This window comes from Paraburkholderia hiiakae (assembly GCF_904848665.1).
Lineage (GTDB): Bacteria > Pseudomonadota > Gammaproteobacteria > Burkholderiales > Burkholderiaceae > Paraburkholderia > Paraburkholderia hiiakae.
In genome coordinates, this window is the sequence record NZ_CAJHCQ010000004.1 from 303,046 (window position 1) to 329,884 (window position 26,839).

Annotated in this window: 24 protein-coding genes; 11 read left to right on the forward strand and 13 right to left on the reverse strand. The window is 66.1% G+C overall.

All coding sequences use genetic code 11. The features are described 5' to 3' along the window. Nucleotides 1-16: 16 nt before the first annotated feature. On the reverse strand, nucleotides 17-991 hold the full coding sequence (locus JMY28_RS10610; RefSeq protein WP_201695849.1) for a LysR family transcriptional regulator: 975 nt from the start codon (nucleotides 989-991) through the stop codon (nucleotides 17-19). A 290-nt stretch (nucleotides 992-1,281) separates the two neighbouring features. Here JMY28_RS10610 and JMY28_RS10615 point away from each other — a divergent pair, with 290 nt between their 5' ends. Beyond that, nucleotides 1,282-2,577 (forward strand): MFS transporter, encoded by a 1,296-nt coding sequence (locus JMY28_RS10615; protein ID WP_201695850.1) that lies wholly within the window; start codon nucleotides 1,282-1,284, stop codon nucleotides 2,575-2,577. 58 nt (nucleotides 2,578-2,635) lie between these two features. After that, nucleotides 2,636-3,847 carry a M20 aminoacylase family protein gene (locus JMY28_RS10620; RefSeq protein ID WP_201695851.1) on the forward strand — a complete coding sequence of 404 codons (1,212 nt, stop codon included), beginning with the start codon at nucleotides 2,636-2,638 and terminating at the stop codon, nucleotides 3,845-3,847. Nucleotides 3,848-3,861: 14 nt separating this feature from the next. On the opposite strand, the gene JMY28_RS10625 is transcribed toward JMY28_RS10620, so the two are convergent. Continuing rightward, entirely contained in the window at nucleotides 3,862-4,596 is a 735-nt protein-coding gene (locus tag JMY28_RS10625; protein ID WP_236596785.1) for an ArsR/SmtB family transcription factor, read from the reverse strand. Between the two features lie 142 nt (nucleotides 4,597-4,738). On the opposite strand from JMY28_RS10625, the gene JMY28_RS10630 reads away from it, so the two are divergent. From JMY28_RS10630 to JMY28_RS10640, 3 genes are all read left to right on the forward strand, one after another. Then, entirely contained in the window at nucleotides 4,739-6,172 is a 1,434-nt protein-coding gene (locus tag JMY28_RS10630; protein ID WP_236596786.1) for an MFS transporter, read from the forward strand. 106 nt (nucleotides 6,173-6,278) lie between these two features. Next, entirely contained in the window at nucleotides 6,279-6,683 is a 405-nt protein-coding gene (locus JMY28_RS10635; protein ID WP_201695852.1) for a DUF302 domain-containing protein, read from the forward strand. A gap of 143 nt (nucleotides 6,684-6,826) precedes the next feature. Then, nucleotides 6,827-8,164: a multidrug efflux MFS transporter gene (locus tag JMY28_RS10640; protein ID WP_201695853.1), complete on the forward strand. Its 1,338-nt coding sequence runs from the start codon at nucleotides 6,827-6,829 to the stop codon at nucleotides 8,162-8,164. Nucleotides 8,165-8,298: 134 nt separating this feature from the next. Here the strand turns inward: JMY28_RS10640 and JMY28_RS10645 are convergent, their stop codons facing one another. After that, the gene (locus tag JMY28_RS10645; RefSeq protein WP_201695854.1) at nucleotides 8,299-8,556 is read right to left on the reverse strand and encodes a hypothetical protein; all 258 of its coding nucleotides are present in this window, start codon (nucleotides 8,554-8,556) and stop codon (nucleotides 8,299-8,301) included. 622 nt (nucleotides 8,557-9,178) lie between these two features. Between JMY28_RS10645 and JMY28_RS10650 the strand changes: the two genes are divergently transcribed. Beyond that, a complete protein-coding gene (locus JMY28_RS10650) occupies nucleotides 9,179-10,864 on the forward strand; it encodes a phospholipase C (protein ID WP_201696001.1) in 1,686 nt (561 codons plus the stop codon). A 185-nt stretch (nucleotides 10,865-11,049) separates the two neighbouring features. After that, nucleotides 11,050-12,480: a cytochrome-c peroxidase gene (locus JMY28_RS10655; protein WP_201695855.1), complete on the forward strand. Its 1,431-nt coding sequence runs from the start codon at nucleotides 11,050-11,052 to the stop codon at nucleotides 12,478-12,480. A 63-nt stretch (nucleotides 12,481-12,543) separates the two neighbouring features. Here the strand turns inward: JMY28_RS10655 and JMY28_RS10660 are convergent, their stop codons facing one another. The 9 genes from JMY28_RS10660 to JMY28_RS10700 all read right to left on the reverse strand — a co-directional run bounded on the left by JMY28_RS10660 (nucleotide 12,544) and on the right by JMY28_RS10700 (nucleotide 19,761). Beyond that, nucleotides 12,544-13,503 (reverse strand): alpha/beta fold hydrolase, encoded by a 960-nt coding sequence (locus JMY28_RS10660; RefSeq protein WP_201695856.1) that lies wholly within the window; start codon nucleotides 13,501-13,503, stop codon nucleotides 12,544-12,546. A 155-nt stretch (nucleotides 13,504-13,658) separates the two neighbouring features. After that, entirely contained in the window at nucleotides 13,659-13,997 is a 339-nt protein-coding gene (locus JMY28_RS10665) for a cupin domain-containing protein (protein WP_201695857.1), read from the reverse strand. Nucleotides 13,998-14,077: 80 nt separating this feature from the next. Further along, nucleotides 14,078-14,509 (reverse strand): OsmC family protein, encoded by a 432-nt coding sequence (locus tag JMY28_RS10670; protein ID WP_201695858.1) that lies wholly within the window; start codon nucleotides 14,507-14,509, stop codon nucleotides 14,078-14,080. Between the two features lie 80 nt (nucleotides 14,510-14,589). Further along, nucleotides 14,590-15,387 carry a c-type cytochrome gene (locus JMY28_RS10675; protein WP_201695859.1) on the reverse strand — a complete coding sequence of 266 codons (798 nt, stop codon included), beginning with the start codon at nucleotides 15,385-15,387 and terminating at the stop codon, nucleotides 14,590-14,592. Further along, nucleotides 15,384-17,009, reverse strand: coding sequence for a cbb3-type cytochrome c oxidase subunit I (locus JMY28_RS10680; protein WP_201695860.1), 1,626 nt, complete (start codon nucleotides 17,007-17,009; stop codon nucleotides 15,384-15,386). The genes JMY28_RS10675 and JMY28_RS10680 overlap by 4 nt, the downstream gene beginning before the upstream one ends. After that, nucleotides 16,999-17,574, reverse strand: coding sequence for a cupredoxin domain-containing protein (locus JMY28_RS10685; protein WP_201695861.1), 576 nt, complete (start codon nucleotides 17,572-17,574; stop codon nucleotides 16,999-17,001). The genes JMY28_RS10680 and JMY28_RS10685 overlap by 11 nt, the downstream gene beginning before the upstream one ends. Before the next feature lie 28 nt (nucleotides 17,575-17,602). After that, nucleotides 17,603-17,785: a hypothetical protein gene (locus tag JMY28_RS10690; protein WP_028206326.1), complete on the reverse strand. Its 183-nt coding sequence runs from the start codon at nucleotides 17,783-17,785 to the stop codon at nucleotides 17,603-17,605. Nucleotides 17,786-17,792: 7 nt separating this feature from the next. After that, entirely contained in the window at nucleotides 17,793-19,076 is a 1,284-nt protein-coding gene (locus JMY28_RS10695) for a c-type cytochrome (protein ID WP_201696002.1), read from the reverse strand. Between the two features lie 79 nt (nucleotides 19,077-19,155). Beyond that, complete coding sequence (locus JMY28_RS10700) at nucleotides 19,156-19,761, reverse strand: c-type cytochrome (RefSeq protein WP_201696003.1); 606 nt, start codon at nucleotides 19,759-19,761, stop codon at nucleotides 19,156-19,158. A gap of 526 nt (nucleotides 19,762-20,287) precedes the next feature. Here JMY28_RS10700 and JMY28_RS10705 point away from each other — a divergent pair. Further along, nucleotides 20,288-21,028, forward strand: a complete 741-nt coding sequence (locus JMY28_RS10705) for a FadR/GntR family transcriptional regulator (protein ID WP_201695862.1) — start codon at nucleotides 20,288-20,290, stop codon at nucleotides 21,026-21,028. A 75-nt stretch (nucleotides 21,029-21,103) separates the two neighbouring features. On the opposite strand, the gene JMY28_RS10710 is transcribed toward JMY28_RS10705, so the two are convergent. Then, nucleotides 21,104-22,687: an aldehyde dehydrogenase (NADP(+)) gene (locus JMY28_RS10710; RefSeq protein WP_201695863.1), complete on the reverse strand. Its 1,584-nt coding sequence runs from the start codon at nucleotides 22,685-22,687 to the stop codon at nucleotides 21,104-21,106. A gap of 259 nt (nucleotides 22,688-22,946) precedes the next feature. Between JMY28_RS10710 and JMY28_RS10715 the strand changes: the two genes are divergently transcribed. The 3 genes from JMY28_RS10715 (at nucleotide 22,947) to gudD (ending at nucleotide 26,821) form a co-directional block, all read left to right on the forward strand. Next, nucleotides 22,947-24,278 carry an MFS transporter gene (locus JMY28_RS10715; protein ID WP_201695864.1) on the forward strand — a complete coding sequence of 444 codons (1,332 nt, stop codon included), beginning with the start codon at nucleotides 22,947-22,949 and terminating at the stop codon, nucleotides 24,276-24,278. Nucleotides 24,279-24,317: 39 nt separating this feature from the next. Beyond that, the gene (locus JMY28_RS10720) at nucleotides 24,318-25,406 is read left to right on the forward strand and encodes a lactonase family protein (RefSeq protein ID WP_201695865.1); all 1,089 of its coding nucleotides are present in this window, start codon (nucleotides 24,318-24,320) and stop codon (nucleotides 25,404-25,406) included. Nucleotides 25,407-25,471: 65 nt separating this feature from the next. Then, nucleotides 25,472-26,821, forward strand: coding sequence for a glucarate dehydratase (gene gudD, locus JMY28_RS10725; RefSeq protein WP_201695866.1), 1,350 nt, complete (start codon nucleotides 25,472-25,474; stop codon nucleotides 26,819-26,821). The last annotated feature ends 18 nt before the right edge of the window (nucleotides 26,822-26,839 follow it).

Genomic DNA, 26,839 nt, shown 5'->3' on the forward strand with positions numbered 1-26,839 from the left:
ACCGCGATCCGCAACGTTACTTCGCGGCCCCGCCCGCCGTTTTGCGCGCACGCGCCGCGCCGGGCGCGGCGGCGCGCGGCGGGACCATCGTGCGGCAGCGATGGCGAATCTCCTTGCTGAACTCGGTGCACGCCTGGGTCATCAGGTCCGTGGACCGGTACACCATGAACACGTGGAAGTCCGGTAGCTCGTCGCGAATGGGGAGCGTGTGCAATGCGTCGCGCCGCAGGACGAGCGGCCCGCTCATGCCGTAGAACACGAAATCCGACCACATGCTGATCACATCTGTGCAAGTCGCGAGCTGCAGGCCAAGCAGGTTCGACACGCTGTGCACGATGCGCTTGGGCATGTCGAGGCGATTGAGGCGCATGAGGCTCGCGAGCGGGCTGCCGGGATCGTCTAGCGGATCGAGCGTGAGCCAGTCGGCCTCGAGCAGATCGCGCAGGCGCGTGGCGCGCGCAAGCGGATGGCCGGGGCGCGTGGCGAGCACCATGCCCACCGAAAAAAGCGGCTCCCACTGAAACGCGCTCGTGCCAGGGCCGCTGTTCGTCGAAATGAGCGCGAGGTCGAGGCGGCCTTCGCGCAGCCCTTCGAGTATCTGCTGTGGCCGCATTTCGTAGGCGTGCACCTCCACGCCCGGAAAGCGCGCGCGAAACGCCGCGATGGATTCGGGCAGCGGCCCGCTCGACGCCACGGCGGAAAAACCGATGTTCAGTTGCGCCTCGGCATGGCCGCGCATGCCTTCGATATCTTCCAGAGCGTGGCGCAACTCCTGCTCGACCACGCTCGCGCGCTTCGCAAGCGCGCGCCCGTAATTCGTGAGGCTTACGCCGCGCACCGAGCGCGACATGAGCGTCACGCCCAGTTCACGCTCCAGCTCCGCCACCGCCTTGGAAAGCGCCGGCTGCGAGATGTGCAGGCTGCGCGATGCCTCGTGCATGCTGCCGTGCTGCGCGAGCGCTAGCAAAACGCGCAACTGGTGCAGTTTCATTCGTGATACTCCCCGCGCGTGGCGCTTCGACGTTTCTCCGACCGGAGGAGATTCTAAACGTTGCGCGACGCCACGTAAGCGCTGACAAGCGCCGCCTGGCGTGGGCGGCGCCCATCCGCGGCACTCATGGAAAACGACAATGGCCGCTACACAGTGGTTATGACGTCGATTCCATCTGGTTATCAAGATGAAAATTTGTGACTTCTTTCAAAAGTCAGACCGGCCTGAATATCGTTCGGCCGGTTCCCATTCCCACTGTTGCACCGCTCCATCGCTCGCGGAGATCCGCCATGAATGACGCAACGCTCAGCGCCACCGCCCCGATCGCGCCGCCCGCGGCCACTCGCCAGAGCCAGTTCCGGCTGATCGCCGCCTGTTCGATCGGCAATGCGCTCGAAATGTACGACTTCACGGTGTACAGCTTTTTCGCGCTCCTGATCGGCAGGCTCTTTTTTCCCTCGGACAGCCCTTACGGCTCGCTGCTGCTCGCCGTGGCGACGTTCGGCATTGGTTTTGTCATGCGCCCGCTGGGTGGTCTCGTGATCGGCAGCTACGCCGACCGGCGCGGGCGCAAGGCCGCCATGACGCTGACCATCGCGCTGATGGTGGCAGGCACGCTGTGCATCTCGCTCGCGCCCACCTACGCGCAGGCCGGCGTAATGGGCTCGCTCGTGATTCTCGCGGGGCGCCTCCTGCAGGGATTCTCGCTTGGCGGTGAAATCGGCGCTTCTACGGCCATGCTGATGGAGTCCGGCGAAGTGGGACAACGCGGCTTTCGCGTGAGCTGGCAAATGGGCAGTCAAGGCATCGCGGCGCTCATCGGCGCGCTCACGGGCGCGGTGCTCTACGCCACGCTCTCACCGCAGGCGCTGGAGGGCTGGGGCTGGCGTTTGCCGTTCCTGGGCGGTCTGCTGATCGCGCCGGTGGGCCTCTATATCCGCTCGAAACTCGACGAAACGCACGAGGCCGAGCCCGACGCGCCGAGCCCGCTCGGCACGCTCATGCGCGAGCACGGTGCGAAAGTGGGCCTCGGCATTCTCTCGATCACCGCGGGCACGGTGGGCATGTATCTCGTTGTGTTCTTCATGCCGACCTACATGATCCGCGTGCTCAAGATGCCGCCGTCGCTCTCGCTGCTTTCGGGCTGCGCCACGGGCTTCACGATGCTCGTCGCATCGCTCGTCTCGGGGCGGCTTGCCGACCGCCTCGCGCGCCGCAAGCGGCTCGTGCTGGGCGCGCTGCTCTTTAACATCGTGGCCATCGTGCCCGCGTTCTGGCTGATGACGCGCATACCGAGCGTGCCGCTCGTGCTCGCGCTCTCGGTGGTGATCACCGCCGCCGCGAATCTCGCCTCCACGCCCATGCTGCTGATGCTCATGGAAATGCTCCCCGCCAGCGTGCGTGCAAGCGGTCTTTCGGTCATCTATAGCGTGGGCGTGACGGTGTTCGACGGCAGCTCGCAGTTCATCGTCACGTGGCTTCTCGCGAAGACCGGTAATCCGCTTTCGCCTGCGTTCTATCTCGTCGTTTGCGGGCTCATCTCTCTGTGCGCCATCGGTGCGATTCGCGAGCAGCGCGTCGGCTAACGGTGCGCTGCGCGTGGTCGCAAACCCTTCGATCCTTCACACGAATAACGGAATCTTCATGAAACGTGAACCGTCGCTCACCCCGTTCCAGTTGCTGCCGACCTTGCTGCCCGAGATCGAGATCGACGCCGAGACTTTCATCGGCATTCGTCGCCAGATTCATTCGCAGCCCGAACTAGGTTTCGAAGTGGGCGCCACCGCGAAGCTCGTTGCGATGCTGCTGGAGAAGTGGGGCTACGAAGTGCATACGGGCATCGGCAAGAGCGGTGTGGTGGGGCAGCTCAAAGTGGGCGAGGGCCGCCGGCGCCTGGGCATTCGCGCCGACATGGATGCGCTGCCGATCGTCGAGAACACGGGCCTGCCGTACGCGAGCCAGGCGCCTGGCAAGATGCACGCGTGCGGCCACGACGGCCACACGGCGATCCTGCTTGCCGCCGCGAAAACGCTGGCGGAGCGCCGCGATTTCGACGGCACGCTCAACCTGATTTTCCAGCCCGACGAGGAAAACCTGTGCGGCGCGAAGGCGATGATCGAAGACGGTCTCTTCGAGCGCTTTCCCTGCGATGCCGTCTACGCATTGCACAACATGCCGGGCGTGCCGGCCGGGACGTTTCGGGTGCTGCCGGGGTCGGTGAGTCTTTCCTCGGATGTGGCCGATGTGACGCTCAAAGGCGTGGGCGGACACGGTGCGATGCCGCACCGCGTGAAGGACCCCATTGTGGCCGCGGCGGCGCTCGTGACGGCGCTGCAAACCATCGTTGCGCGCAACGTGGCGCCCGACGAGTCCGCGGTGGTGTCCGTGGGCTACATTCGCGGCGGCGCGACCCACAACGTGATTCCGGAGACTGTCACGCTCGGCCTGAACATCCGCGCGGCACGCGCCGAAACGCGTGCGCTCGTGGAAGCACGCGTGCGCGAAATCGTGGCGCTGACGGCGCAGGCGCACGGCGTCGAGGCGCAGATCGACTACCGGCAACTCACGCCGCCGATGGTCAATACGCCGGAAGAAACCGCACTCGCGCAGCAGGTCTGCGCGGAGCTGGTGGGCGAGAACAACGTGGTCATGCAGGCGCCGAAGGGCTTGAACGGCAGCGAGGACTTCGCGTGGATGCTGGGCGCGGTGCCCGGTTGCTACCTGCTGCTCGGCAACGGTGAAGGGGAATTCGGCGGCTGCATGGTGCACAACCCGGGCTACGACTTCAACGACCAGGTGCTTCCGCTCGGCGCGGCGTGCTGGGTGCGGCTCGCGCAGCGATTCCTCGCGGCGTGACGAGACGCGATTAGTTAGTCATTCGAATCATCTGCGCCGGCGGCCAGCAATTCGGGCGTCAGGCCCAGCCGCTCGCGCAGATCGACCCAGCCGCGCGCCGTGACCTGCACCGCGCGCGAAGTATTCGTGCGCCGCAGCCAGTCGCGTTCGCACAGCAGTGTGAGAAAGGCCACGCCGAGCGGCCCGGCCAGATGATGCTGGCGCTCGGTCCAGTCGAGACATTGACGCGCAATGCCGTGACGCCCCGGCTTGAGCGCGGCGACATCGAGACCGAGTTCGCCGAACCATGCCGCGCCTGCGGGCGTTACCGCGAAGCGCTTGTCGGCTTCAGCGGCGATGAACCCTGCATCCGTGAGGCGCGCCGTAAGCGCCACGCCTACCTGGCCCGCGAGATGGTCGTAGCAGCAGCGCGCGAAACGCAGGTTCTGCGCCTCGCGGCCGAGCGGCTTGCGGCGCACCGGCACGCGCACGCCGACTGTCGCGAGGTTCTCGAGCAAGGTGGCGACCTGCGCGTCCGCCAGCCGGTAGTAGCGGTGGCGGCCTTCCTTTTCCACGGCGAGCAGTCCGCCGTCCAGCAGCTTCGCCAGATGGCTGCTCGCCGTTTGCGCGGTCACGCCTGCCGCATAAGCCAGTTCACCGGCGGGCAGCGCGCGGCCGTCGGCGAGCGCCATCAGCATCGCGGCCCGCGCGGGGTCGGCGATCAGGAATGCCGTGGCGGACACTCTCGGGTGCAGGTTCATGCCATTCATGCGTTTCTCCAGGACATACGCGTAGCGTAGCGCGCGAGCAGGGTCGCATGTTTCGACACGCATCGAAGCATTGCCGCAGCCGCGCGCCCGATACTGGGCTCTCATGGCCGGCGCCCAACGCGCCGGCGTAGCGGGAGAGCCTATGCAGACGCACAAGACAGACAGCCGCGAACAGCAACGCCGGGTGCTTTGGGCCACGAGCATCAGCTATGTCGTGGTGATCCTCGATACGTCGATCGTCAACGTCGCGCTGGAGCGCATCGGTGCGACGCTTGCGGGCGGCGTGGCGGGCCTGCAATGGGTCGTGAACGCCTATACGCTCACGTTCGCGAGCCTGCTGCTTTCGGGCGGCACGCTCGGCGACCGGCTCGGCGCGCGGCACGTCTATATGGCCGGGCTCGCGGTCTTCACTGCGGCCTCGGCGTTGTGCGGCGCCGCGCCGAGCCTCACGCTGCTCACGCTCGGACGCGTGCTGCAAGGCATGGGCGCGGCGCTACTCGTGCCCGCATCGATGGCGCTCATCAACGGCGCGTGCGCCAACGCGCGCGAGCGCGCCGCCGCCTTCGGCGTGTGGGCCGGGCTGGGGGGCGTTGCGATGGCGGCGGGCCCGTTGCTGGGCGGCGTGCTGATCGGGCTCGTCGGCTGGCGCAGCATTTTCTTGCTCAATGTGCCGGTGTGCCTCGCGGGCATCTTCATGGCCGCGCGCGTGGCGTCGCAGCCGCGTCCAGGCGTGCCGCGGCGGATCGATCTCGCGGGCCAGACGGCGGCCATCGGCGCGCTGGCGCTGCTCAATGCGGCCATCATCGAGGCGCCTGCGTACGGCTGGCATGCACCGCTCGTCGTGAGTGGTCTCGTGCTGGCGCTGGTGGCAGCGATCGCCTTCGTCGCACTCGAAAGGCACCGCGCGCAGCCGATGCTGCCGCTCGGCTTTTTCTGCGAGCCGGTGTTCAGCGCGGCCGTGCTGGTCTCGATGATTTCGGCGTTCACGTTCTATGGTCTGCTATTCGGACTCAGCCTGTATCTCCAGCAGGAGCGCGGCTACGCGCCGTTGCGCGCGGGCCTCGCCTTCCTGCCGCTCACCGTGGTGGTGCCGCTCGGCAGTCTGCTTTCGCGGCGCGCGGTAGCGTGGCTCGGGCCGCGCGCGCTCGTCGCACTCGCCTGCCTGCTCGCGGGCGCGGGCTATCTCGGCGCGGCAGTGTGCGGGACGTTGGCGCGATACGACTTGCTGGCCCTGCCGCTGCCGGCCATCGGTTTCGCCGCGAGTCTCATCACGCCCGCGGCCACGGCGGCGCTCATGGCGACCGTCGATCAGGGCCGCGCGGGCATCGCGGCGGGCGTGCTCAACGCCGCCCGGCAGACGGGCGCGGCGCTCGGCGTGGCCGTTGCGGGCGCCATGATCGCAGGGCGCGCGTCGGTCGGCGCAGGCATGCGTGTGAATCTGCTGATCGCCGCCGTGCTCTCGGCGGCAGCGGCATGGGCGTGGTGGCGTGCATGGTCCCGCCACGCTGCCCACGTCGCGTATGGCGCCCAGTCGCGCGACGAAAAGAAGACGCGTGCCGCGAAGCAGAGAGCCTGAATCCTCCCTGCGCGCGCCGCGGATCAGCGGCTGCGAATTCTGGGATACAGTGCCGTTGCATGCATCGCGCATTCGCGCGGGCCGTGCGCCATAGGAGGAGTTTGTCATGGCCGAATACGGGCAACATCCCTCGTCCGTGCTGACGCTCAAGAGCGCCCACGACTTCGACGCGACGATCGCGCGCCTGAAGGCTGCGCTGGCCAAGGCGGGCGCGGATATCTTCGCCGACGTCGACCAGCGCGAAGCCGCCGAGACCGCCGGGCTCAGCCTGCGCCGCACGCGACTCATCCTGTTCGGCAATCCGAAGGCGGGTACGCCCGTCATGGCGGCCAACCCGCACGCGGCGGTGGAGTTGCCGCTGCGCATGGTGATCTGGGAAGACAACGAAGGGCACACGCGGCTCGACTATCGCGACGTCTCGCAGACGCTTGGCCCGCTCTATGGCATCGACACCGAAGTGCTCGTGCCGCTGCAGCGCGTGGTGGGGCTGCTGCAGGCTGCTGTGCAATAAACGGCAAACGCGCTGCGCGCCCATCTTCGGCAGGCGCTTAAAAAATTGACAGGCGCGGCGCGCTTCGCTTAACGTAGGTGCCTTGCGACTTCACCCGGCAAGCGGGCGAAGCGCGTTGCTCGCCGCTGCCTCACAATCCGCCGATGACTTCCCGCGCAGAAGACCCCGACGATCCGCCACGCGATCGCGCCGGGGCGTCCGACTCGACTTCCGCTTCTTCACGTGCGCCTGCGGCCGCCGTTTCCGGCAGGAAGTCAGCGCCACCCGAAAACACGCACGAAGCCGCTGTGGCGCAGCACTGGCAGCGCAATCTCGCGGTCTGCGTGGTGGGCTCGTTCACGACCCTCGTCGCCATGACGCTGATGCTGCCGTTCCTGCCGCTCTACGTGGAGGAACTCGGCGTGCGCGGCCACGCGGCGATCGTGCAGTGGTCGGGCATTGCGTACAGCGCGACGTTCTTTACGGCAGCGCTCGTCGCACCGGTGTGGGGGCGCCTCGGCGACCGCTACGGCCGCAAGCCCATGCTGGTGCGCGCGAGCCTCGGCATGGCGATCACGATGTCGCTCATCGGCATGTCGCGCAACATCTGGCAGCTCGTCGCGCTGCGTCTGCTCGCGGGTTTCGCGGGCGGCTATTCGTCGGGTTCGACCATCCTCGTCGCCACACAAACGCCGCGTCATCGATCGGCGTGGGCGCTCGGCGTGCTGTCGTCGGGCATCATGGCCGGCAATCTCATCGGGCCGCTCCTCGGCGGCTCGCTGCCGCCGCTCATCGGGTTGCGCGCCACGTTCTGGGTGGCGGGCGCAACGATCTTCGCGGCTTTTATCGCGACCTGCGTGTTCGTGAAGGAAGCGCCGCGCCCCGCACGCGCGGCGCAGCATGCGGCGCACAAGGGTGGCTGGTCGGCGCTGCCCGACAAGCGCCCGATCGTCGCCATGCTCGTGACCGGCATGCTGCTGATGCTCGCCAACATGTCGATCGAACCCATCATCACCGTGTACGTGGCGACGCTCGTGCACGACCCCGCGCGCGTGACCTTCGTCGCGGGCCTCGCGATGTCGGCGGCGGCGCTCGGCAGCATCGTCGCAGCTTCGCGCCTCGGGCGCGTCGCGGACCGCGTCGGACACGCGAAGGTGATCGTCGGTGCGCTCGCGGTCTCGGCCGTGCTGCTCGTGCCGCAGGCGTTCGTCACGGCGGGCTGGCAGCTCGTCGCGCTGCGCTTTCTCATGGGCGTGTCGCTCGCGGCGCTCCTGCCGTGCATCGCGACGGTCATTCGTCACAACGCGCCGGACCATGCCGCGGGCAGCGTGCTCGGCTATTCGGTGTCGGCGCAATTTGCGGGGCAGGTGATCGGGCCGCTGATCGGCGGCTTCGTCGGCGGACATCTGGGCATGCGCGCCGTGTTCCTCGGCACGAGCCTGCTGATGCTGGCGGGCGCGCTGTTCGCGTGGCGCGCGCTGGGTTTCGCCCGACGCGCGTAACGCCGCGACCACGCCGCGCGCGGGCGTTAAAAGAGTGAAGGACGAGGGCGGCGGATCTTGCGCGCCGCCGCCTCAGGTTCACCGGCGCTCGATTACCGGGTGCGAGTCAGTGGCCGAAATTCAGTGGCCAAATTTCAGTGGCGGGAAAACACGTCGCAATCGGGACGCGGCCAGCACATCTTGCCCGTGCGATGGCCAGAGGCGCTGTGCGTATCGGGCGTGCCGCCGTACGACATGTCGGTGCCGGCCTGAGCCGAAGCATCGGCGTCATCGGTCATCGTCTGATGCGCGCGCTCCTGCGAGACAGGCTCGTCCTTCGCGAACGCCGTGCCGGGCGCAACGGCTGCCACGGCCGCCACGCATGTGGCGATCAATGCCAGGCGTAATCTCATATCAACCTCCTTTCTCGAGTTCGTGAGTGCGCCTTCGCGGCAATGACGAAGTCACTGCGGGATAACTGCGGAGTGACTCCGCGGCGAAGGTGCGCGCGAGCGAGAGGCAACGCCTCAGCCGCACACTCATCTGGAAAGTCGGGATGCCTGCGCGCAGCGCACGGCTGCCGAACGTCTTAGCTCACTACTCACGAAAGAAGCGCGCCCACGCATTCGGGGGCGGCACAGCGCGGCGCGACGCAAGAAGAAGGGGCGAGCGGGCGCGCAGAGAACATCCGCACTGTAGTTTCAGTTATAGCTCGCGTCCCACGGAGTGCAATGGGCGGAACCCCGGCCCCGGGCGTGATGCGAATTCAGGGGCGAATCCAGCCGCCCGCACACACGGTCCTTTCCGTGATTCTTTCGGTTCTGAAATTCAATGAAAGTATTCGGAAATTAAACGGTCGCCGTGTAGTCATCTTGCGATGTTGTAATGCGCTCGCTCTGATGTAAGACGCATGCGGGCCCGTGCGCAGAATGGATGGGGCCCGCCTGAAGGCGTGGCGGCAGGGCGCACGTGTGCGCGCCGCGTCTGAAGGACTCTAAAAAGCAACTCAAACAATCGATGGAGCCTGACTACATGTTGTATCGCCGAGCATTACTCGCCCTGCCTTGTGCGGGCCTCGCTGCCGCTCTGTTTGCGTGTGGCAGCAGCAATTCGAATTCGGGGACATCCGCAGCCGCGGCCGCGTCGGCACAAGACACATTGACGACGGCCACGCCGATCAAGCACCTCGTCGTGATCTACGGCGAGAACGTTTCGTTCGACCACTACTTCGCCACCTACCCGAACGCCTCGAACCCGAGTGGCGAGCCGGCCTTCACGGCGGCTTCCGGCACGCCGACGGTCAACGGCCTCACCAACGCGCTGATCAACTCGAACGGCAATGCGAACACGACGCTCAACGGCGCGAACGCGTCGCCGCCGTTCCGCCTCGACCGCACGCAGGCCGCCACGGCCGACCAGAACCACGCCTACACCGCCGAGCAGCAGGCCGGCGACAATGGCTTGCTCGACCTGTTCCCGACTTACACGGGTACGGCCACGAGCGGCGGCGCGGGCGCTTTCGGCACGAAGGGCCAGGTGATGGGCTTCTACGACGGCAACACCGTCACGGCAATGTGGAACTACGCGCAGAAGTTCGCCATGAGCGATAACGCGTGGACCACGACCTACGGTCCGTCGACGCCGGGCGCGCTCGAAGTCGTGTCGGGCCAGACCAACGGGCTCGAACTCGTGAACACGAAGGCGCTGCCCTCGACGGTTGCCACGCCCAGCTACTACATCGAGGACGGCGTAAATGGCTTCACGCTGATCGGCGACGTGGACCCGGGCTATGACACCTGCTCGAAGAAAACCGACCAGGGCATGATCAACGCGCAGAACATCGGCGACCTGTTGAACGCGCAGAAGATCACGTGGGGCGGCTTCATGGGCGGCTTCAACCTGCAGACGGTCAACGCGAACGGCACGACGGGTTGCCTGCGCAGCACGGTCGCAACGGCCGTGAACGCGGCGACCGCCGACTACAGCCCGCACCACAACTGGTTCCAGTACTTCAAGACGACGGCGAACCCGCAGCATCTGCGCCCGAGCGCGACGGCAGCCGTTGGCTCGACGCTCCAAGCGGACGGCAAGACGCTTGACCCGGCGAACCACCAGTACGACACGGACGACTTCTTCGCGGCTGTGAAGGCGGGCACGTTCCCGTCGGTGAGCTTCCTCAAGGCGCCGGCTGCCCAGGACGCGCACGCGGGCTATTCGGACCCGCTCGACGAGCAGCAGTTCGTGACCAAGGTCGTGAACTTCCTGATGCAGCAACCCGACTGGAAGAACACGGCTGTCATCGTGACCTATGACGATTCGGACGGCTGGTACGACCACCAGTACATGGCGCCGGTGCACTCGTCGCTGAACGCGGCTGACCAGCTCAACGGCAACGGCGTTTGCGGCACGGGCACGCAGCCGACGGGCATCACGGGCGCGCCGGTCAACGGCCGTTGCGGTCCGGGCACGCGCATTCCGTTCCTTGTGATCTCGCCGTGGGCGAAGGCCAACTACGTCGACCACACGTTCATCGATCAAGCATCGGTCGTACGCTTCATCGAAGACAACTGGCTCGGCGGCGCGCGCCTTGGCGCCGGTTCGTTCGACGCAGCCGCGGGCGACATGCGCGCGCTGTTCAACTTTAGCGGTACGGGCAATTTGCCGGTGTTGTATCTCGACGGCACGCTGGGCACGCAGTTGAGCTCCGCGCCGTCGATCTGATCGACGTCCGGCGCGAGGCTCGACCGTCGGCACGCGCAAGTCTCGCGCGTGCAGGGCGGCCGGCCTCGCGCCGTTGTCACGTCGTGTGGCTCTCGCCGCGTTGCACACCAGCTTCGATGTTCGCTGGGTGAAACGCGGCGTTCGGCTTTTCCTTCTCGTGGTATTACGCAAAGAAAGATCGAATCATGTCCGAGCTTTCCACTTCGCCTGCACCGTCCTCAAAACCGCGCCGCGCGGCGAGCCCGACGCGGCTCGTCCTGCGCGCCGCCGCCGCCGTGATCGCGCTCGGCGCACTGGGTTTTTGCGCCTACGCCGTGGCGTTTCCGGCCGACGTGCCCGATGCCGTGGGCGAGGTCGTCGAGAACCTGACCGGCGCGAATCCGCACCCTGTGGTGCTGCAGCGCCCGCCAGTCGCGCCGCTTTCGGCGATGGCGCAGCTCGGCAAGCAGCTTTTTTTCGATCCGGCGCTTTCGGGCTCCGGTCAGCAGTCCTGTGCTTCGTGCCATAGCCCCGATCGTTCCTACGGTCCTCCCAATGGGCACGACGTGCAGATGGGCGGCCTCGCGATGAATCAGCAGGGTTATCGCCCGCCGCCTTCGCTCATGTACCTGTACCGTCAGCCGAACTTCAGCATCGGGCCCGACCAGGGCGAAAACGACGACGCGCCGACGGTCGCCCAGCAGGCCACGGCCTCAGCCGACGTCGTGAAGTCGCAGAAGGTGGCGGGCGGCGCATCGACCTCCGTGGAGATGGTGCCGCAGGGCGGCCTCTTCTGGGACGGACGCGCCGACACGCTGCAGCAGCAGGCGTATGGCCCGCTGCTCAATCCCGTGGAAATGGCGAACACAAGCATCGAACAGGTGGCGACGAAGCTCGAGAAAGCGCCGTACGCGAAGCACTTCACCGAGTTGTTCGGAGACCGAATCTTCAGCGACCCGAAGATGGCCGTGGCGGAGGCGATGTTCGCCATCTCGCGCTACCAGGTGGAAGACCAGTCGTTCCATCCGTATAACAGCAAGTACGATCGCTGGCTCGAAGGCCATGCGCGCCTCTCGCAAGCCGAGCTGCACGGCCTGCGTCTGTTCAACGACCCGAACAAGGCGAACTGCGCGGGCTGCCACCTCTCGAAGCCCGGTAAGGACGGCCTGCCGCCCATGTTCACGGACTACCAGTACGAGGCGCTGGGCGTGCCGCGCAACAACAAGCTCGCGCAGAACAAGGACCCGCACTTCTTCGATCTCGGAGTATGCGGCCCGTTCCGCTCGGACTTCAAGGACCAGACACAGTACTGCGGCATGTTCCTCACGCCCACGCTGCGCAATTCGGCCACGCGCACGGTGTTTTTCCATAACGGCGTGTACCACAACCTCGACGACGTGATGGCGTTCTACAACGATCGCAATACGGACCCGGGCAAGTTCTATCCGCGCGGCCCCGACGGCAAGATCGACAAGTACGACGATATTCCGCCGCAGCTCCAGAAGAACGTGGACGTGACCGATGCGCCGTTCGACCGCAAGTTCGGCGATAAGCCCGCGATGACGCAAAGCGACATTCAGGACATCATCGCGTTCCTCAAGACGCTCAACGACGATCCCGTGCCGTCGAAGCAGTGAGCGGGGCGGTCCGCGACCCGGTGATATTTTGGCCGGCTCGCGGACAGGATGTTGCGTCGCGCTTTAGTGTGCCGGCGTGCTGTCGACGAACTGCTCGATCGCAGCCATCGTGGGGGCCGGCGCTTCTTCCATGAGCCAGTGCCCTGCGCCCGGGATCACGACGCCCTGCACGTTCGTATCCACGAGCCGAGCCTGGTCGAAGAGGAACGTGCCGGACGCCTTCTCGCCAGCCAGTACGAGCATCGGCATCGTAAGCGGCGTTTTCGCGAACGCGGCGAAATCGGCTGCGTCCTGCGGGAACGCGTGGAAGTATTCGAAGCCGGCCTTCATGCGGCCAGGGCGCGCATAGGCGGCTGCATAGCGTTCGCGGTCCGCTTCCGGAACCGAGTGCTTCGGGTCCGCAGCGAAATCGTTCCAGAAGTGCTCGAAGTAGACGCGCTCACGACCTTCCACGAGCGCGAGCGGCGTTGGCCCATAGAAGTTGAAGTGCCACTTGTCGCGCAGCAGCCAGACCTTCTGCCAGTCGCCTACGCCGGGCAGGAAGGCATCCATGAGCGTGATGCTCTCGACTTCACCGGGGTATTGCGCCGCATAGGCATACGCGACCATCAGCCCGATGTCGTGACCCACGAGCTTGACCTTGCGATAGCCGAGCGCCTGCACCATGGCGTGGATATCCTGCGCAAGCGTCTTCTTGTCGTAGCCGCCGGCCGGAATGTCCGAATTGCCCGCCCCGGGCAGGTCCGGCGCGATCACGACTCGCTGCTCACCTAGCTGTGCCATGAGCGGTTGCCACATGTGGCTGGTCTCGGCATAACCGTGCAGCAGCAACACCGGGGTGGCGTCGTTCTGCTGGCTGCCAGCCTGCAGATAATGCAGGCGCAGGCCGTTTGCCTCGATGTCGTGCCGGGTGATCGCGGCGGATTGCGCAGCGGCAGCCGCTGTTGTGGGCAGGGCCGGCGCCAGGGCCGCGGCGCAGAAGAGGGCGGCGCCGAGCCGCTTGAGCGTGCGTAAGGATTTCATCGCGGAACTCCGTGGGTTGTCTGAACGCGGTTGCGTACGAACCCATGATCGTTCCGTGGGCACGGTTTGCCGTGCCAAGGACTCGATGCAGATGTTCGAAAGTTTCGAACGAGTTAGCGGGGCGTGCCGGACGCGATCGATGCGTCGAGCCGCGGCTACTTGCCTGTGGGGGCAAGATGGATCGTAACGATCACCGAGGCGTCGTCGAGCGCCTCCAGCGCATGCGTTTCTCCGCCGCCGAGCAGCAGCATGTCGCCCGCATGCATGGTGCGCGGGTCGCCGTTCACGAAGAAGCGGATCACGCCCTCGATGCATTGCACCGTGATCTCACCCGGCACGCTGTGCTCGGGCACGCGCTTGCCCGCCGGCAGCACCATGCGCATCACTTCGAGTTGCTGCGCGCGGATCAAGGTCGTCGACTTCGTGTTCTTGAGCGCCCCGCCTAGCGGTCGCGCGTCGAACACCTCGCCCGGCGCGGCGTGGGGGATGGCCATGGCAGTCTCACATCGATGGAGCCGACAACGCACGCGTGGCGCGTGCGAGCCGGCAGTAGGCATGCACTTGCAGCGCGCCCTCAGGCGACGAGCGTCGCGTTGAGCGTGATCTTCGCGTTGTTGGCGAAGAGCTTCGACACCGGGCAGTTCTCCTTGGCGCCCTTCGAAAGCTCGTCGAACTTCGCTTGATCGATGCCGGGAATCTTCGCGGTCATGTCGAGCTGGCAGCTCGTGATGGCGAAGCCTTCGCCCACCTTGTCGAGCGTGACGGTCGATTTCGTCTCGATGCTCTCGGCCGTGAAGCCCGCCTGGGTGAGAAAGAGCGAGAACGCCATCGTGAAACAGCCCGCATGCGCCGCGCCGATCAGCTCCTCGGGGTTGGTGCCGGGACCGCCTTCGAAACGCGAGGCGAAGCCATAGGGCGCCTCTTTGAGCACGCCGGTTTGCGTCGAGATCGTGCCCTGACCGTCCTTGATGCCGCCGTGCCATTTTGCCGATGCCGTCTTTTGCATGATGTCGCTCCGCGTTTGTGGGATGAGGGACGTGCAGGGCGCGCAATTTGCATACCGCTGCATGCCCCGCGTGGTTGGGTTCAGGGTTGCTGCGGCGGCGTTTCGCCAGCGTACCAGGCGGCGGCCGCGTCGATTTCCTCGGGCGTCATGTTGCGCGCGATATTGCGCATCTGCTCGGAAATGTCGTTATGGCGCGTGCCGTTCGCGAACGCGAGCAGTTGCGCCTTCGTGTACGCGGCCGGCAAGCCGTCGAGCCACGGGCTGCCGATCTTGCTGTCCACGCCGCCATGGCAGGCCGCGCACGCGGGAATATTGCGCAGCGGCGCGCCGTGCGCCACGATGCCGGGCGCGCCGCCATGCAGGTGCGCGATCGGCTGCAGCGAGGCGTAGTAGGCCGCGAGGTCGCGCATGTCCTCGTCGGACAGATCGCGCGCCATGGGCGACATCACCGCGTTCTGGCGCGCTCCCGTCTGGAAGTCGTGCAGTTCCTTGAAGACCACGATGGCGAACTGACCCGCCAGATTCGGCGAATTGGCCATGCTGATGCCGCGCGGGCCATGGCACATCGTGCAACGCAAGGCGAGGGTCGCGCCGCGGCCAATCGAGAGGCTGGTTGCGCCATCGAGCATGTGCGGCGTGAGTTCGACCTGACTCAGCTGGTAGCCCGGTGCGACCGCCGATTCGACCGGATGCCACTGGCGCGGCACGCCGGCCGCGCTGCAGATCGCCGTCCAGATGCCCTGAAAATATGGGTCGCTCTTGGCGGAAGGCAGCCAGATGAAGCCGATCAGCACGGAGACGACGAACACGACGATCGCCGTGCCTACGCCCGCGCGAAACCACACATTGCGAAACGAGAACAGGCGTTCGTCGCTCATCGCTGCGCTCCAATCGGGATCGCGGGCACGGCCGTTTCGGGCGTCGCCAGCAGCTGCGCGATCGGGTAGCCGTAGTTGGTGATCGTGAGGGCGATCATCAGCACGACCCACAGCCCGAAGCTATTGAGCGCCACCGGCAGCGTGGCCGACTCGTGCACCGGCTTGCTGAAGCGATATTCCTCGGGCGCGACCGCCTCGCCGCGATGCCCCTGCAGCAGCACGGTGAAGAACAGCACCGCCGAAATCAGCAGGATCAGTCCGCCAAATGCGGAAAGCGCCACGAGCGCGCCCTGGCCCGCTAGCGCCGGGTCGCTGTAATCGTAGTACGCCATGCGCCGCGGCATGCCCATGATGCCGACCAGGTGCCACGGGAAGGTCGTCACGATCATGCCGATGAACCACAGCCACAACTGCCAGCGCATGAGACGCCAGTTGTTGAGCGCGCGGCCGGTGATCTGCGGCCACAGGTCGTAGGCGATGGCGAAGTACATGATGACGATCGCCCCGCCATAGATCAGGTGAAAGTGGCCCGTGATCCACTGCGTGTTATGCACGGGCTGGTCGAGCTGGTAGCTCATGTTGATGAGGCCGCCCGCGCCCCCAAAGCCGAGCATGACGAACGAGAACGCCACGGCCAGCATTTGCGGGTTCTGCCACGGCAGCTTCGCGATCCAGCCGAACGGCCCCTTGCCGCCGCGTAGCCGCCCGGCGATTTCAACCGACGCGCAGATCGTGAACACGGTAAGGAGCGTGGGCACCGAGACGAGCGCCGTGAACACCGACTGCACGAACTTGAAGCCCGAGCCCACCTGCGGATCGGTGAAGAGATGGTGCAGCCCGATTGGCATGGCCACCACGAGAAACAGGATGAACGAGATGCGCGCCATGACGTCGCTGTAGAGCCGGCCGCCAATCGCGCGCGGGATGATCGTGTAGTACGCGATATAGGCGGGCACGAGCCAGAAGTAGACGATGGCGTGCAGCGTCCAGGAGAAGAACACGCGCGCGAGGCCCGCGTCGATGGTATTGCGCCATCCGAAGGCCACGGGCAGGATCTGGAACAGCACTTCGATGGCCGCGCCCACCGCGGTCCAGCCCCAGAGATACGCGCCCGCCGTGGTCGCGAACATGGCGAGCGGCAGCGGCTTGCCGCGATTCTCGCGCTTCCATTTCGCGGTGTTCACGCCCATCAGCGCGACCCAGACCCACGAGCCCACCACGACGAGCACGACGCCCAGGTAATAGAACACGTTGCCGATCATCGGCGGATAGAACGTGTAGAGCACCGAGGCGAGCCCGAGCGCCACCGGCACCGAAGCCGTGACGGCGCCGAGCGCGAGCAGGATGAAGCCGAGCCAGGCCCAGCGCACGCCCACGAGCGGGCGCTTGAGCGCGAGTTCCGTTACCGCGTAACCGAAGCCCATGGCGATGAGCGTGGGAAACACGTAGCCCATCACGGTGCCATGCTCCGTGACCGAGCGGTAGTAAAGCTCGGGGTCGCCCAGCCACGGGTGCATCGGGCTGCGCACGAACATCTGCCACGCGCCGAGCAGCAACGCCACGCCGAACACGATGAACGCGAGCCAGAAGTGGGCGAGTACGAGTCGCTTGTTATTTAACACAGCTGAGTCTCCGCGCTGAATTGCCTGCCTGGTTCGCCATCTGCATGAAGGCATCCTTGTCGATGACCTTCACGTGGGCCCACATGCCCTGGTGGCCCGTGCCGCAGTATTCGTGGCATGGCATCAGGTGGTCGGCGGGTTTGTCGAAGGTCGTGCGGAACGTCGAGATGTAGCCCGGCTCGACCATCGAGTTCAGGTTGGTGTCCGTGACGAGAAAGCCGTGCACGACATCGGCGCTCGTCGCGCGGAACGTAATCGGCGTGTTCGTGGGAACGACGATGCATTGCGGTGTGAACGAATATTGCTGGGCGAGAATGCGCACCGTCACGGAGCCGTCGGTTTCGACTGCGCTGCCGAGGTTCGACTCGACGAATTCGCCGGACACGTGCAGCGTTTCCGGATTGACGAGTTCCACGCGCGAGGGCGGCATCATGGCCCAGTGCAGGCCCGTGAACACCACCACGGCCACGAGCAGGGAGACGAACGCCACCATGAGCGTCGCCCAGCGGCGCTCGACGCGCGCGGCGACTTCGGCACTGGCATGGTTATCGAGCGGATTCGACATGAGGCCGGCCTTTTCTGGTCTGTCTGGTCTATTGGATGACGCCGCGCGGCAGGAACACGACGAAGTAGAAGATGAACCAGAGCGCGGCCACGATCGCCGTGGCGATGCCCGCTACCGCGAGCGCGCCGCCAGGTCCGCTGGCCACGATCTCGTCGACCTGTTCGTGTTGCGGGCGCTCGCCCGGTTGTTCGGGTACGGGAGTTTCGATCATCGCGACCTCAGAAAAGCGGCGCGGAACGCAGCGCGTTCACTTCATGTTCGGAAACCGGCGTGCCGTGGTTGCCCCACGCCGTGCGGATATACGTGACAACGGCCGCCACTTCTTCATCGGAGAGCGACTGCGCGAAGGGCGGCATGCCATAGGGCATGGGGTTCTTGCGCGTGCCCGGCGCATAGCCGCCGTTGAGCACCATGCGAATGGGGTTCACGGCCGAGTTCATCTGAATGGACTGGTTGTCGGCGAGCGGCGGGAAATGCGGCGGCTTGCCCTGGCCTTCGGTCGCGTGGCAGACCGCGCACTGCGACTCGTAGATCTTCCTGCCGAGCGGCACGAGTCGGGCGGCTTCCTCCGTCACGAAGGTGCTCTTGGGCGACTTGTCGACTTCGTTGTTGTGGCCCGGCAGCGACTTCAGATACACGGCCACGGCGCGCACGTCGTCTTCGGTGAGGTACTGGAAGCTGTCGTAGACCACTTCGGCCATCGGTCCGTACACGGCGCCGCGTTTGGACACGCCCGCGTGCAGCAGATCGACGATGTCCTCGATGCTCCAGTCGCCGAGGCCCGCTTCCTTGTTCGAGGTGAGCGAGGGCGCATACCAGTTCTGCACGGGAATCAGCCCGCCCTGGAACTCCTTCGAGGCCGAGTTGCCGCCGAGCGCGTTGATGGCCGTGTGGCACATCGTGCAGTGGCCGAGGCCTTGCACGAGGTACGCGCCGCGATTCCATTCGACGGACTGCGACGGGTCGGGCTTGAACTCGCCCTGGCGGAAGAACAGCGTGCGCCAGCCGAGCAGCAACGCGCGCTTGTTATACGGGAAGCGCAGATCGTGTGCGCGGTTCTCCTTGTGCACGGGCGGCGTGGAGAGCAGGTAAGCGAAAATGGCGTCCGAGTCCGCGCGCGTGACCTTCGTATACGACGCGAACGGCATGGCCGGATAGAGCAGCGTGCCGTCGCGCGATTTGCCCTCGTGCAGCATGCGGTAGAACTCATCGGCGGTCCACGAGCCGATGCCGAACGTCTTGTCCGACGAGATGTTCGGCGTGTAGAGCGTCCCGAACGGCGTTTCCATCGGACGGCCGCCGCCGAACATCTGTTCGGAAGGCACCGTGTGGCACGCGATGCAGTCGCCGGCGCGCGCGAGATATTCGCCGCGTGCGATCTGCTCGGCGTTGCTCGCGATCGGCTTGGCATTGGCCGCGGCTGCGGCTGCTGCGGCGCTGGCCGCGCCGGCTGCGTTTGCGCTGGGCGCGGCCGTTTGCGCGAGCGCGACCGCGGCGCCCATGCAGAGCGTGGCTGCCGCGAACGACAGGCGAAGCGAGGTGGGGAGAAGGGATCGAAGTCTGCGCACGTCGAGGCCCCGGCTAGTTATGGACGCTGCCGCACGCGAGCGGCAGCGGCGAGGCCGCCGCTGGCGTCGTATCGGCAGGCGCGGGTTGCGACGAGAGCCAGGCCGCGATCGCGGTGATATCGCGGTCGGCGAGACGGGTGGCGATGTCGTGCATGCAGTCCGGCGCGGCGGCGCGGCGCGTGCCGTAGCGGAATGCGCCAAGCTGCGCGCTGATGTAGTTCGGATGCAGGCCCACGAGACCCGGAATGGCCGGTTGCATGCCCGTGAGCGTGCCGCCGTGGCAGTCTGCGCAGGCGGGCACGTTGCGCTTGCTGTCGCCGTTCATGACGAGCGACTTGCCGAGCGCGAGCGTGGCCGCGTCGACGGTGGCTTTGGCGGGCGGCGGATAGGGCGGGTGCTGCTGCGAGAAGAACTCCGCGATCTGCTTGAGGTACGCGTCGGGCAGATACGCCAGCAGATAGTTCATGGGCGGATAACTGCGGCTGCCGTCGCGGAAGGCGACGAGCTGATTGAACAGATAGCCCGCCGGCTTGCCCGCGAGGCGCGGGAAGTAGTCGTTGTCGGTGCCTTCGCCGTGCGCGCCGTGGCAGGCCGCGCAACCCATCACGCGGGCTTGCATCGTGTCAGGCGCGGGCTCGGCGGGCGGCGCCGCGAGTAGCGGCGCCCATGGCAGTGCGAGCGCAAGGATGAGGAAGACGATGCGGTTTCTCAATGATTCCCTCGGTACGGAATGTGACTGCACAAACGCGTTGCGATTCGATATCAGTTGAGGCGTCGTCCGTGGGAATTCTTTTTCTATGTCTATGACGGCCGGGCGCGCACCTTTTCGTGGAGAGTATCGGAGAACGCCGACTTGTGCAGCCAGCATGCGCAAATAAATCTGCTCCGATCCCAACTTCACGATATGTTTGCTAACACAACGATATGCGTTTCCCGTGAGGGAGAAGCGAGCCGCGAATTACATCGGAATACGAAATAAATGGAGGATCGTACAAGACGGATTTCATGCGATGTTCAGGCCTCCCCGGATCGAGTCCATCACGCAGTCGTAGGATGTCCTCAGTCGCTTGCGCGCACGCTTTTCCTGTGGTTGTCCGACAACGTATAATGGAACGGTATACGCATATCAAGCCAAGGAGATTCATATGGCGGAGTCGCTTGCCACGCCCATCGCCGCGCGTAGCCGCAATCTCGCCGAGCAGGTCGTCAACTTCATCAACGAGCAGATCGCCGCGCGCGCGCTCAAGCCCGGCGACAAGCTGCCCACCGAAAGCAATCTCATGACGCAACTGGGCGTGAGCCGCACGGTGGTGCGCGAAGCCATTTCACGTCTGCAGGCCATGTCCGTGATCGAAACGCGTCACGGCATCGGCAGCTTCGTGCTGGAGCCGCGTCGCGAGCCGCTCGATCTCGACGTCGTACCGGCCAGCACGCTGGACGATGTGCTTTCCGTGCTCGAGCTGCGTATCAGCCTCGAAACGGAGGCCGCGGGTCTTGCCGCGCAGCGCGCGAGCGAGCGCGACCTGGCCGGCATGCGCGCCGCGCTCGAGGCACTCGACGTCGTCATCCGCACGGGCGGCGACAGCTCGGGCGCCGACCTCGAATTCCACGTTTCGGTGGCGCGCGCCACGGGCAACCGCTATTTCGTCGATATCCTCACGCAGATGGGCGCGGCGTTGATTCCGCGCCGTCGCGTCGATTCGGCGGGCATTGCGCATCGCGATCCGCAGGCTTACGCCGAGCTGGTGAACCGCGAGCACGAAAGCATTTTCGACGCCATCGCGCGTCACGATCCCGAAGGCGCGCGCGCGGCCATGCGCATGCATCTGTCGAGCAGCCGCGAGCGGCTGCGCCGTGCGGCGGCGGAGTCGGGGGAAAAGGCGTAGCGCGTTTGAACTTCGAACGTGCAGGGAAAAACAGCGGCCGAGGCCGCTGTTTTCATTTGTATCGAGAGAAGGAGATTACCCGCGTACCAGCTCGCCGTTCTTGCGGCGCCAGAGGTCGAGCGGATTGGCGTCCGCGAGCGCCTGCGGCAGCAGCTCGGCCGGGAAGTCCTGATAGCAGACCGGCCGCAGGAAGCGCTCCATCGCGCTCGTGCCCACCGACGTCGCGCGGCTATCGGAAGTGGCCGGGAACGGGCCGCCGTGCACCATCGCGTGCGTGACTTCCACGCCGGTCGGGAAGCCGTTCACGAGCAGGCGGCCTGCCTTGCGCTCGAGAATCGGCACGAGGCGCATGGCGGCGGGCACGTCGGCGCGGTCCATCTGGATCGTCGCGGTGAGTTGGCCCGCGAAGTGCTCGGCCACAGCGAGCAGTTCGGCTTCGTCCTGACAGCGCACGAGCGTCGAAGCCGGGCCGAATACTTCGTCTTCGAGGGCGGGCTGGGCGAGGAAGGTTTGGGCGTCGGTCACGAAAAGGGCGGCGAACGCCTGGTTCGGCCCGCTCGCGGCCTGACCTTGCGCGAGCGCGCTCACGCCCTGGGTTTCGGCCAGACGCCGCGCGCCTTCTTCATAAGCCGCATGGATACCCGACGTGAGCATGGTCTGCGCGGGCTTGACGCCCAGCGCCTGCGCCGCGGCTTGCGCGAACTGGTCGAGCGCAGCCCCTTCGATGCCGATCGCCAGACCGGGATTCGTGCAGAACTGACCCGCGCCGAGCACCAGCGAATCGACGAAGCCCTGCGCGATGGCCGCGCCGCGCGCCGCGAGCGCCTCAGGCAACAGGAACACGGGATTGATGCTGCTCATTTCCGCATAGACGGGAATGGGCTCGGGGCGGTTCGCGGCGATGCGCATGAGCGCCGTGCCGCCCGCGCGCGAGCCGGTGAAGCCCACGGCCTTGATCGCCGGATGCGCGACGAGCGCTTCGCCCACGGTGCGGCCCGCGCCGACGATGAGCGAGAACACGCCTTCGGGCAGCCCCATGTCCTGCACGGCTTGCTGGATCACGCGGCCGACCATCTCCGAGGTGCCGAGGTGCGCGCCGTGCGCCTTGACGATCACCGGGCAGCCCGCCGCGAGGGCCGCGGCCGTGTCGCCGCCCGCCACCGAGAACGCGAGCGGGAAGTTGCTCGCGCCGAACACCGCGACCGGGCCGAGCGCGATTTTCTGCAGACGCAGGTCGGCGCGCGGCAGCGGCTTGCGCTCGGGCAGGGCAGCGTCGAGCGTGGGCGTGAGCCACAGTCCCTGGCGCACTTCCCGCGCGAACAGCTTCAGTTGACCGACGGTGCGCCCGCGCTCGCCTTCGAGGCGCGCCTTGGGCAGGCCGGTTTCCGCGTGGGCGCGTTCGGTGAGCGCGTCGCCCAGCGCGGCGATGCCGTCGGCGATGCGCTCGAGGAACGCCGCGCGCACGGCGAGGGGCAGCGTGCGGTAGGCGTCGAACGCCTCGGCGGCAAGGTTGCAGGCGGCGTCGACGTCGGCTGCCGTGCCGCTGCCGAAGGCCGGCGCGGGGATCGCTTCGCCCGTGGCGGGATTGAACGCCGCGAGCGGTTTTTCCGAGCCGCGCACGGCGCGGCCTCCAATGAGCATGTCGCCAGTGATTTGCATGTCGTCTCCGAGCATCGTTACAGTGAGTTAAGTCATCGTACAACTATCATACGCCAGATCGCGGTTGTCGAGCACCTGCGGCAGGCATCTTTTGCGTGTGGGAGGGGCTGAAAGCAAGCAAAATCAAGCTTTGTCGGCTATGATTCCCGTTCCATAGCAGGGTAAACACGATATTGGACCTTGGGTGAGGAAAGCTTAATATGTCATCAGACAACGTACCACAAGCATCCCATCCGCGTGCCTAAAGGAGACAACCTCGATGTCCGCCCCCGCCAACGCTTATGAAGACCTGCTGGAGTCGGCTAGCGCCAAGGTCCTGCGGCACGTGCTCCCGCTCTTCCTCATCATGTTCATCGCGAACTATATCGACCGTGTGAACGTCGGCTTCGCTGGCGCGCACATGAAGGCCGATATCGGCCTTTCGGCGGCGGCGTATGGGTTCGGCGCGGGGCTGTTCTTCGTGGGCTATGCGATCTTCGAGGTGCCGTCCAACATCCTCATGCAAAAGTATGGCGCACGCGCCTGGCTCACGCGCATCATGGGCACGTGGGGCGTCGTGGCGGGCGCCATGGCGTTCGTGCACAGCGACACCTCGTTCTACGTGCTGCGCTTTCTGCTGGGGGTTGCAGAAGCGGGTTTCTTTCCCGGCGTGATCTATTACTTCGCGCAGTGGCTGCCGCAGAAGGAGCGCGGCAAGGCGGCGGCCGTGTTTCTCGCGGGCTCGGCGTTCGCCTCGGTGCTCTCGGGTCCGGTCACGGGCGCGCTGCTTTCGGTGCGCGGCCTGGGTCTTGCGGGCTGGCAGTGGATGTTCCTGATCGAAGGCGGCTTTTCCATCGTGCTGTGCGGCGTGAGCTGGGTGCTCCTCAAATCGCGCATTCGCGACGCGCACTGGCTCACGCGCGACGAACAAGGCGCGCTCGAAACTTACCTGGCGCGCGAGCAGGCCGAGCGCGAAGCGGCGACGGGCGCGCACGTGCCGGTGCTGCGCCTCTTGAGGGACCCGCAGATCGTGCTGTTCTGCTTCCTCTATTTCGCCATTCAGCTCACCATTTACGCCGCCACGTTCTGGTTGCCCACAATCATCCGCAAGATGGGCGGCCTCAGCGACTTCCAGGTGGGCCTCTACAACGCCATTCCGTGGATGATCGCCATCGTCGCGATGTACTGCTTCGCGCTGCTCTCGGCGAAGTACCGCTTCCAGCAGGCGTGGCTCGCCGTCGCGCTCGTGATCGCAGCCTGCGGCCTGTTTGCTTCGACCTCGTCGGACCCGGTGTTCTCGTTCGTGGCGATCTGCTTCTCGGCGATCGGCTTCAAGGCGGCTTCGTCGCTGTTCTGGCCCATGCCGCAAGGCTATCTCGACACCCGTGTGGCCGCCGGCGTGATCGCGCTCATCAATTCGCTCGGCAACCTGGGCGGCTTCGTCGCGCCGGCGACCTTCGGCTATCTTCAACAGCATACGGGCTCGATTACGGGCGGCCTCTACGGCCTGGGCGTAACCTCGCTCATTGCCGCCGCCGCCGCGTTCCTCGCCCGCAACAAGCCGTCGCGCCGCGCCTTTGCCGATGACCCGGTTCACAGCGGTGCGCACTGAACCTGAGCGCAACCCTCAATCGAGAAGGAAACACACACCATGAACCAGCCGAACCCCGAACGCTTCTTCGTCTACGTCGCGAATTCGAAAGACGGCGACATTGGCGTGTTTCATCTCGACGCGCGTAGTGGCGCGCTCACGCCGCAAGCGCGCGTGGCCGCGCAGGACAACGTGATGCCGATGGCGCTCTCGCCCGATCGCCGCAGCCTCTATGCGGCCACGCGCGGCGCGGACAAGCGCATCAACGACTACGCCATCGACGCGCAGACCGGCGGCCTCACGCCGCGTGTTCAGACGCCAATTGAATCGAGCCTCGCGTATCTGTGCGCCGAGCCGAAGGGGCGTTTCCTGCTGGGCGCTTCGTACGGCGAGCATCGCGTGAGCCTGTATGGCGCGAACGATCTCGAGAACGGGCGGGGCGCGCCGCTCCAGGTGATCGGCGACATCGAGCATGCGCACGCCGTCATCGTTGCCGCCGATGGGCGCTTCGCCTATGCGTCGTCGCTCGGCAGCAACCGCGTGTTCGCCTTTGTGCTGGAAGACGAAGGACGCCTCGTCGAAATCGGCGCGGTCGATCTTGGCGCGGGCTTCGGTCCGCGGCATCTGCGCTTTTCGCCGGGCGGCGACGTGCTGTACGTGCTGAGCGAATTCCGTGCGACGGTGGCGGCTTTCGCGCGCGACGCCGACACGGGCAAGCTCGCGGCGCTGCACGTTTCGCCGCGCGCCGCCGATCTCGCGCATCTGAACGACGGCTTTGCGCGCCCGAGCCCCACGGACCCCGTGCAGCCCGACCCGGCGGTGCTCGCGAAGAATGTTTGGGCCGCCGATATCCACGTCTCGCCCGATGGGCGCTTCGTCTACGTCTCCGAGCGCACGACGAGCCAGATTCTCACGCTGCGTGTCGCGCAAGATGGCGCGCTCGAATACGTGGGCGCGAGCGCGACCGAAACGCAGCCGCGCGGCTTTCGTATCGACCCCACGGGCCGCTTTCTCGTGGTGTGCGGAGAGAAGTCGCAGCACGTCTCGGTCTATTCGGTCGACGCGGCCAGCGGCGCACTCACACCCGTCTCGCGCGGCGAGGGCGGCAACGGTGCGAACTGGGTGGAGATCGTCGCAGCCGGCGCCTAACAGGTTCAAGCAAACGTTTTGATTGTCAGGGCGCAGCGCGCCGCACTTTTACAGGTAATCCGTTCATGTCTACACAAACCGTTCAACCGAACGCCACGCCCGTTGTGACCGAGCTGCGTGTCGTGCCCGTGGCGGGCCGCGACAGCATGCTGCTGAACCTCTCGGGCGCGCACGGTCCGTTCTTCACGCGCAACGTCGTGCTGCTGCGCGACAGCGCGGGCAACACCGGCATCGGCGAAGTGCCGGGCGGCGAGGCGATCCGCAAGACGCTCGAAGACGCGCGTGCGTTCGTGGTCGGCCAGTCCATCGGCAATATGCAGTCGGTGCTCAACACCGTGCGCAAGCAGTTCGCCGAGCGCGACTCGGGCGGCCGCGGCCTGCAGACCTTCGACCTGCGCACCACGATTCACGCGGTCACGGCACTCGAAGCCGCGTTGCTCGACTTGCTCGGCCAGCATCTGAACGTGCCCGTGGCCGCGCTGCTGGGCGAAGGCCAGCAGCGCAGCGAAGTGGAGATGCTCGGCTATCTGTTCTACATCGGCGATCGCAACAAGACCGATCTCGCGTACGCGAGCGGCGCCGATGGGCGCGACGACTGGGAGCGCCTGCGCACCGAAGAAGCGATGACGCCGCAAGCCGTCGTGCGTCTGGCCGAAGCCGCGAAAGCGCGCTACGGCTTCAACGACTTCAAGCTCAAGGGCGGCGTGCTGGCGGGCGACGCGGAAATGGAAGCGGTCACGGCGCTGGCCGAGCGCTTTCCCGAGGCCCGCGTGACGCTCGACCCGAACGGCGCGTGGTCGCTCGCGGAAGCCATCCGCCTGTGCCGCGACAAGCACGACGTGCTCGCTTACGCCGAAGACCCCTGCGGCGCGGAGAACGGCTATTCGGGTCGCGAAGTGATGGCGGAGTTCCGCCGCGCGACGGGCCTGCCCACGGCCACCAACATGATCGCGACCGACTGGCGCCAGATGGGCCACGCGATCCAGTTGCAATCGGTGGACATTCCGCTTGCCGACCCGCACTTCTGGACCATGCAGGGCTCGGTGCGCGTGGCGCAGATGTGCAACGACTGGGGCCTCACATGGGGCTCGCACTCGAACAATCACTTCGACATTTCGCTCGCGATGTTCACGCACGCGGCAGCCGCCGCGCCTGGCAAGATCACGGCGATCGACACGCACTGGATCTGGCAGGACGGCCAGCGCCTCACGCGCGAACCGCTGCAGATCGTGGGCGGCAAGGTGCAGGTGCCGCAAAAGCCGGGCCTTGGCATCGAGATCGACATGGACGAGCTGGAAAAGGCCCACGCGCTCTACCAGGAGCACGGCCTTGGCGCGCGCGACGACGCGATCGCCATGCAATACCTCATTCCCAACTGGAAATTCGACAACAAGCGTCCGTGCCTCGTGCGCTGAACGCCATCGTCAACTGAA

Coding starts and splice junctions, on each gene's coding strand:
- JMY28_RS10675 (WP_201695859.1), bottom strand. CDS start 15,387: ATGAGCGACGAACGCCTGTTCTCGTTTCGCAATGTGTGGTTTCGCGCG.
- JMY28_RS10620 (WP_201695851.1), top strand. CDS start 2,636: ATGAAACGTGAACCGTCGCTCACCCCGTTCCAGTTGCTGCCGACCTTG.
- JMY28_RS10635 (WP_201695852.1), top strand. CDS start 6,279: ATGGCCGAATACGGGCAACATCCCTCGTCCGTGCTGACGCTCAAGAGC.
- JMY28_RS10625 (WP_236596785.1), bottom strand. CDS start 4,596: ATGAATGGCATGAACCTGCACCCGAGAGTGTCCGCCACGGCATTCCTG.
- JMY28_RS10665 (WP_201695857.1), bottom strand. CDS start 13,997: ATGGCCATCCCCCACGCCGCGCCGGGCGAGGTGTTCGACGCGCGACCG.
- JMY28_RS10660 (WP_201695856.1), bottom strand. CDS start 13,503: ATGAAATCCTTACGCACGCTCAAGCGGCTCGGCGCCGCCCTCTTCTGC.
- JMY28_RS10695 (WP_201696002.1), bottom strand. CDS start 19,076: ATGGGCGCCGCGGTCGCGCTCGCGCAAACGGCCGCGCCCAGCGCAAAC.
- JMY28_RS10645 (WP_201695854.1), bottom strand. CDS start 8,556: ATGAGATTACGCCTGGCATTGATCGCCACATGCGTGGCGGCCGTGGCA.
- JMY28_RS10705 (WP_201695862.1), top strand. CDS start 20,288: ATGGCGGAGTCGCTTGCCACGCCCATCGCCGCGCGTAGCCGCAATCTC.
- JMY28_RS10630 (WP_236596786.1), top strand. CDS start 4,739: ATGCAGACGCACAAGACAGACAGCCGCGAACAGCAACGCCGGGTGCTT.
- JMY28_RS10710 (WP_201695863.1), bottom strand. CDS start 22,687: ATGCAAATCACTGGCGACATGCTCATTGGAGGCCGCGCCGTGCGCGGC.
- JMY28_RS10720 (WP_201695865.1), top strand. CDS start 24,318: ATGAACCAGCCGAACCCCGAACGCTTCTTCGTCTACGTCGCGAATTCG.
- JMY28_RS10655 (WP_201695855.1), top strand. CDS start 11,050: ATGTCCGAGCTTTCCACTTCGCCTGCACCGTCCTCAAAACCGCGCCGC.
- JMY28_RS10715 (WP_201695864.1), top strand. CDS start 22,947: ATGTCCGCCCCCGCCAACGCTTATGAAGACCTGCTGGAGTCGGCTAGC.
- JMY28_RS10685 (WP_201695861.1), bottom strand. CDS start 17,574: ATGTCGAATCCGCTCGATAACCATGCCAGTGCCGAAGTCGCCGCGCGC.
- JMY28_RS10670 (WP_201695858.1), bottom strand. CDS start 14,509: ATGCAAAAGACGGCATCGGCAAAATGGCACGGCGGCATCAAGGACGGT.
- JMY28_RS10690 (WP_028206326.1), bottom strand. CDS start 17,785: ATGATCGAAACTCCCGTACCCGAACAACCGGGCGAGCGCCCGCAACAC.
- JMY28_RS10615 (WP_201695850.1), top strand. CDS start 1,282: ATGAATGACGCAACGCTCAGCGCCACCGCCCCGATCGCGCCGCCCGCG.
- gudD (WP_201695866.1), top strand. CDS start 25,472: ATGTCTACACAAACCGTTCAACCGAACGCCACGCCCGTTGTGACCGAG.
- JMY28_RS10700 (WP_201696003.1), bottom strand. CDS start 19,761: ATGCAAGCCCGCGTGATGGGTTGCGCGGCCTGCCACGGCGCGCACGGC.
- JMY28_RS10640 (WP_201695853.1), top strand. CDS start 6,827: ATGACTTCCCGCGCAGAAGACCCCGACGATCCGCCACGCGATCGCGCC.
- JMY28_RS10610 (WP_201695849.1), bottom strand. CDS start 991: ATGAAACTGCACCAGTTGCGCGTTTTGCTAGCGCTCGCGCAGCACGGC.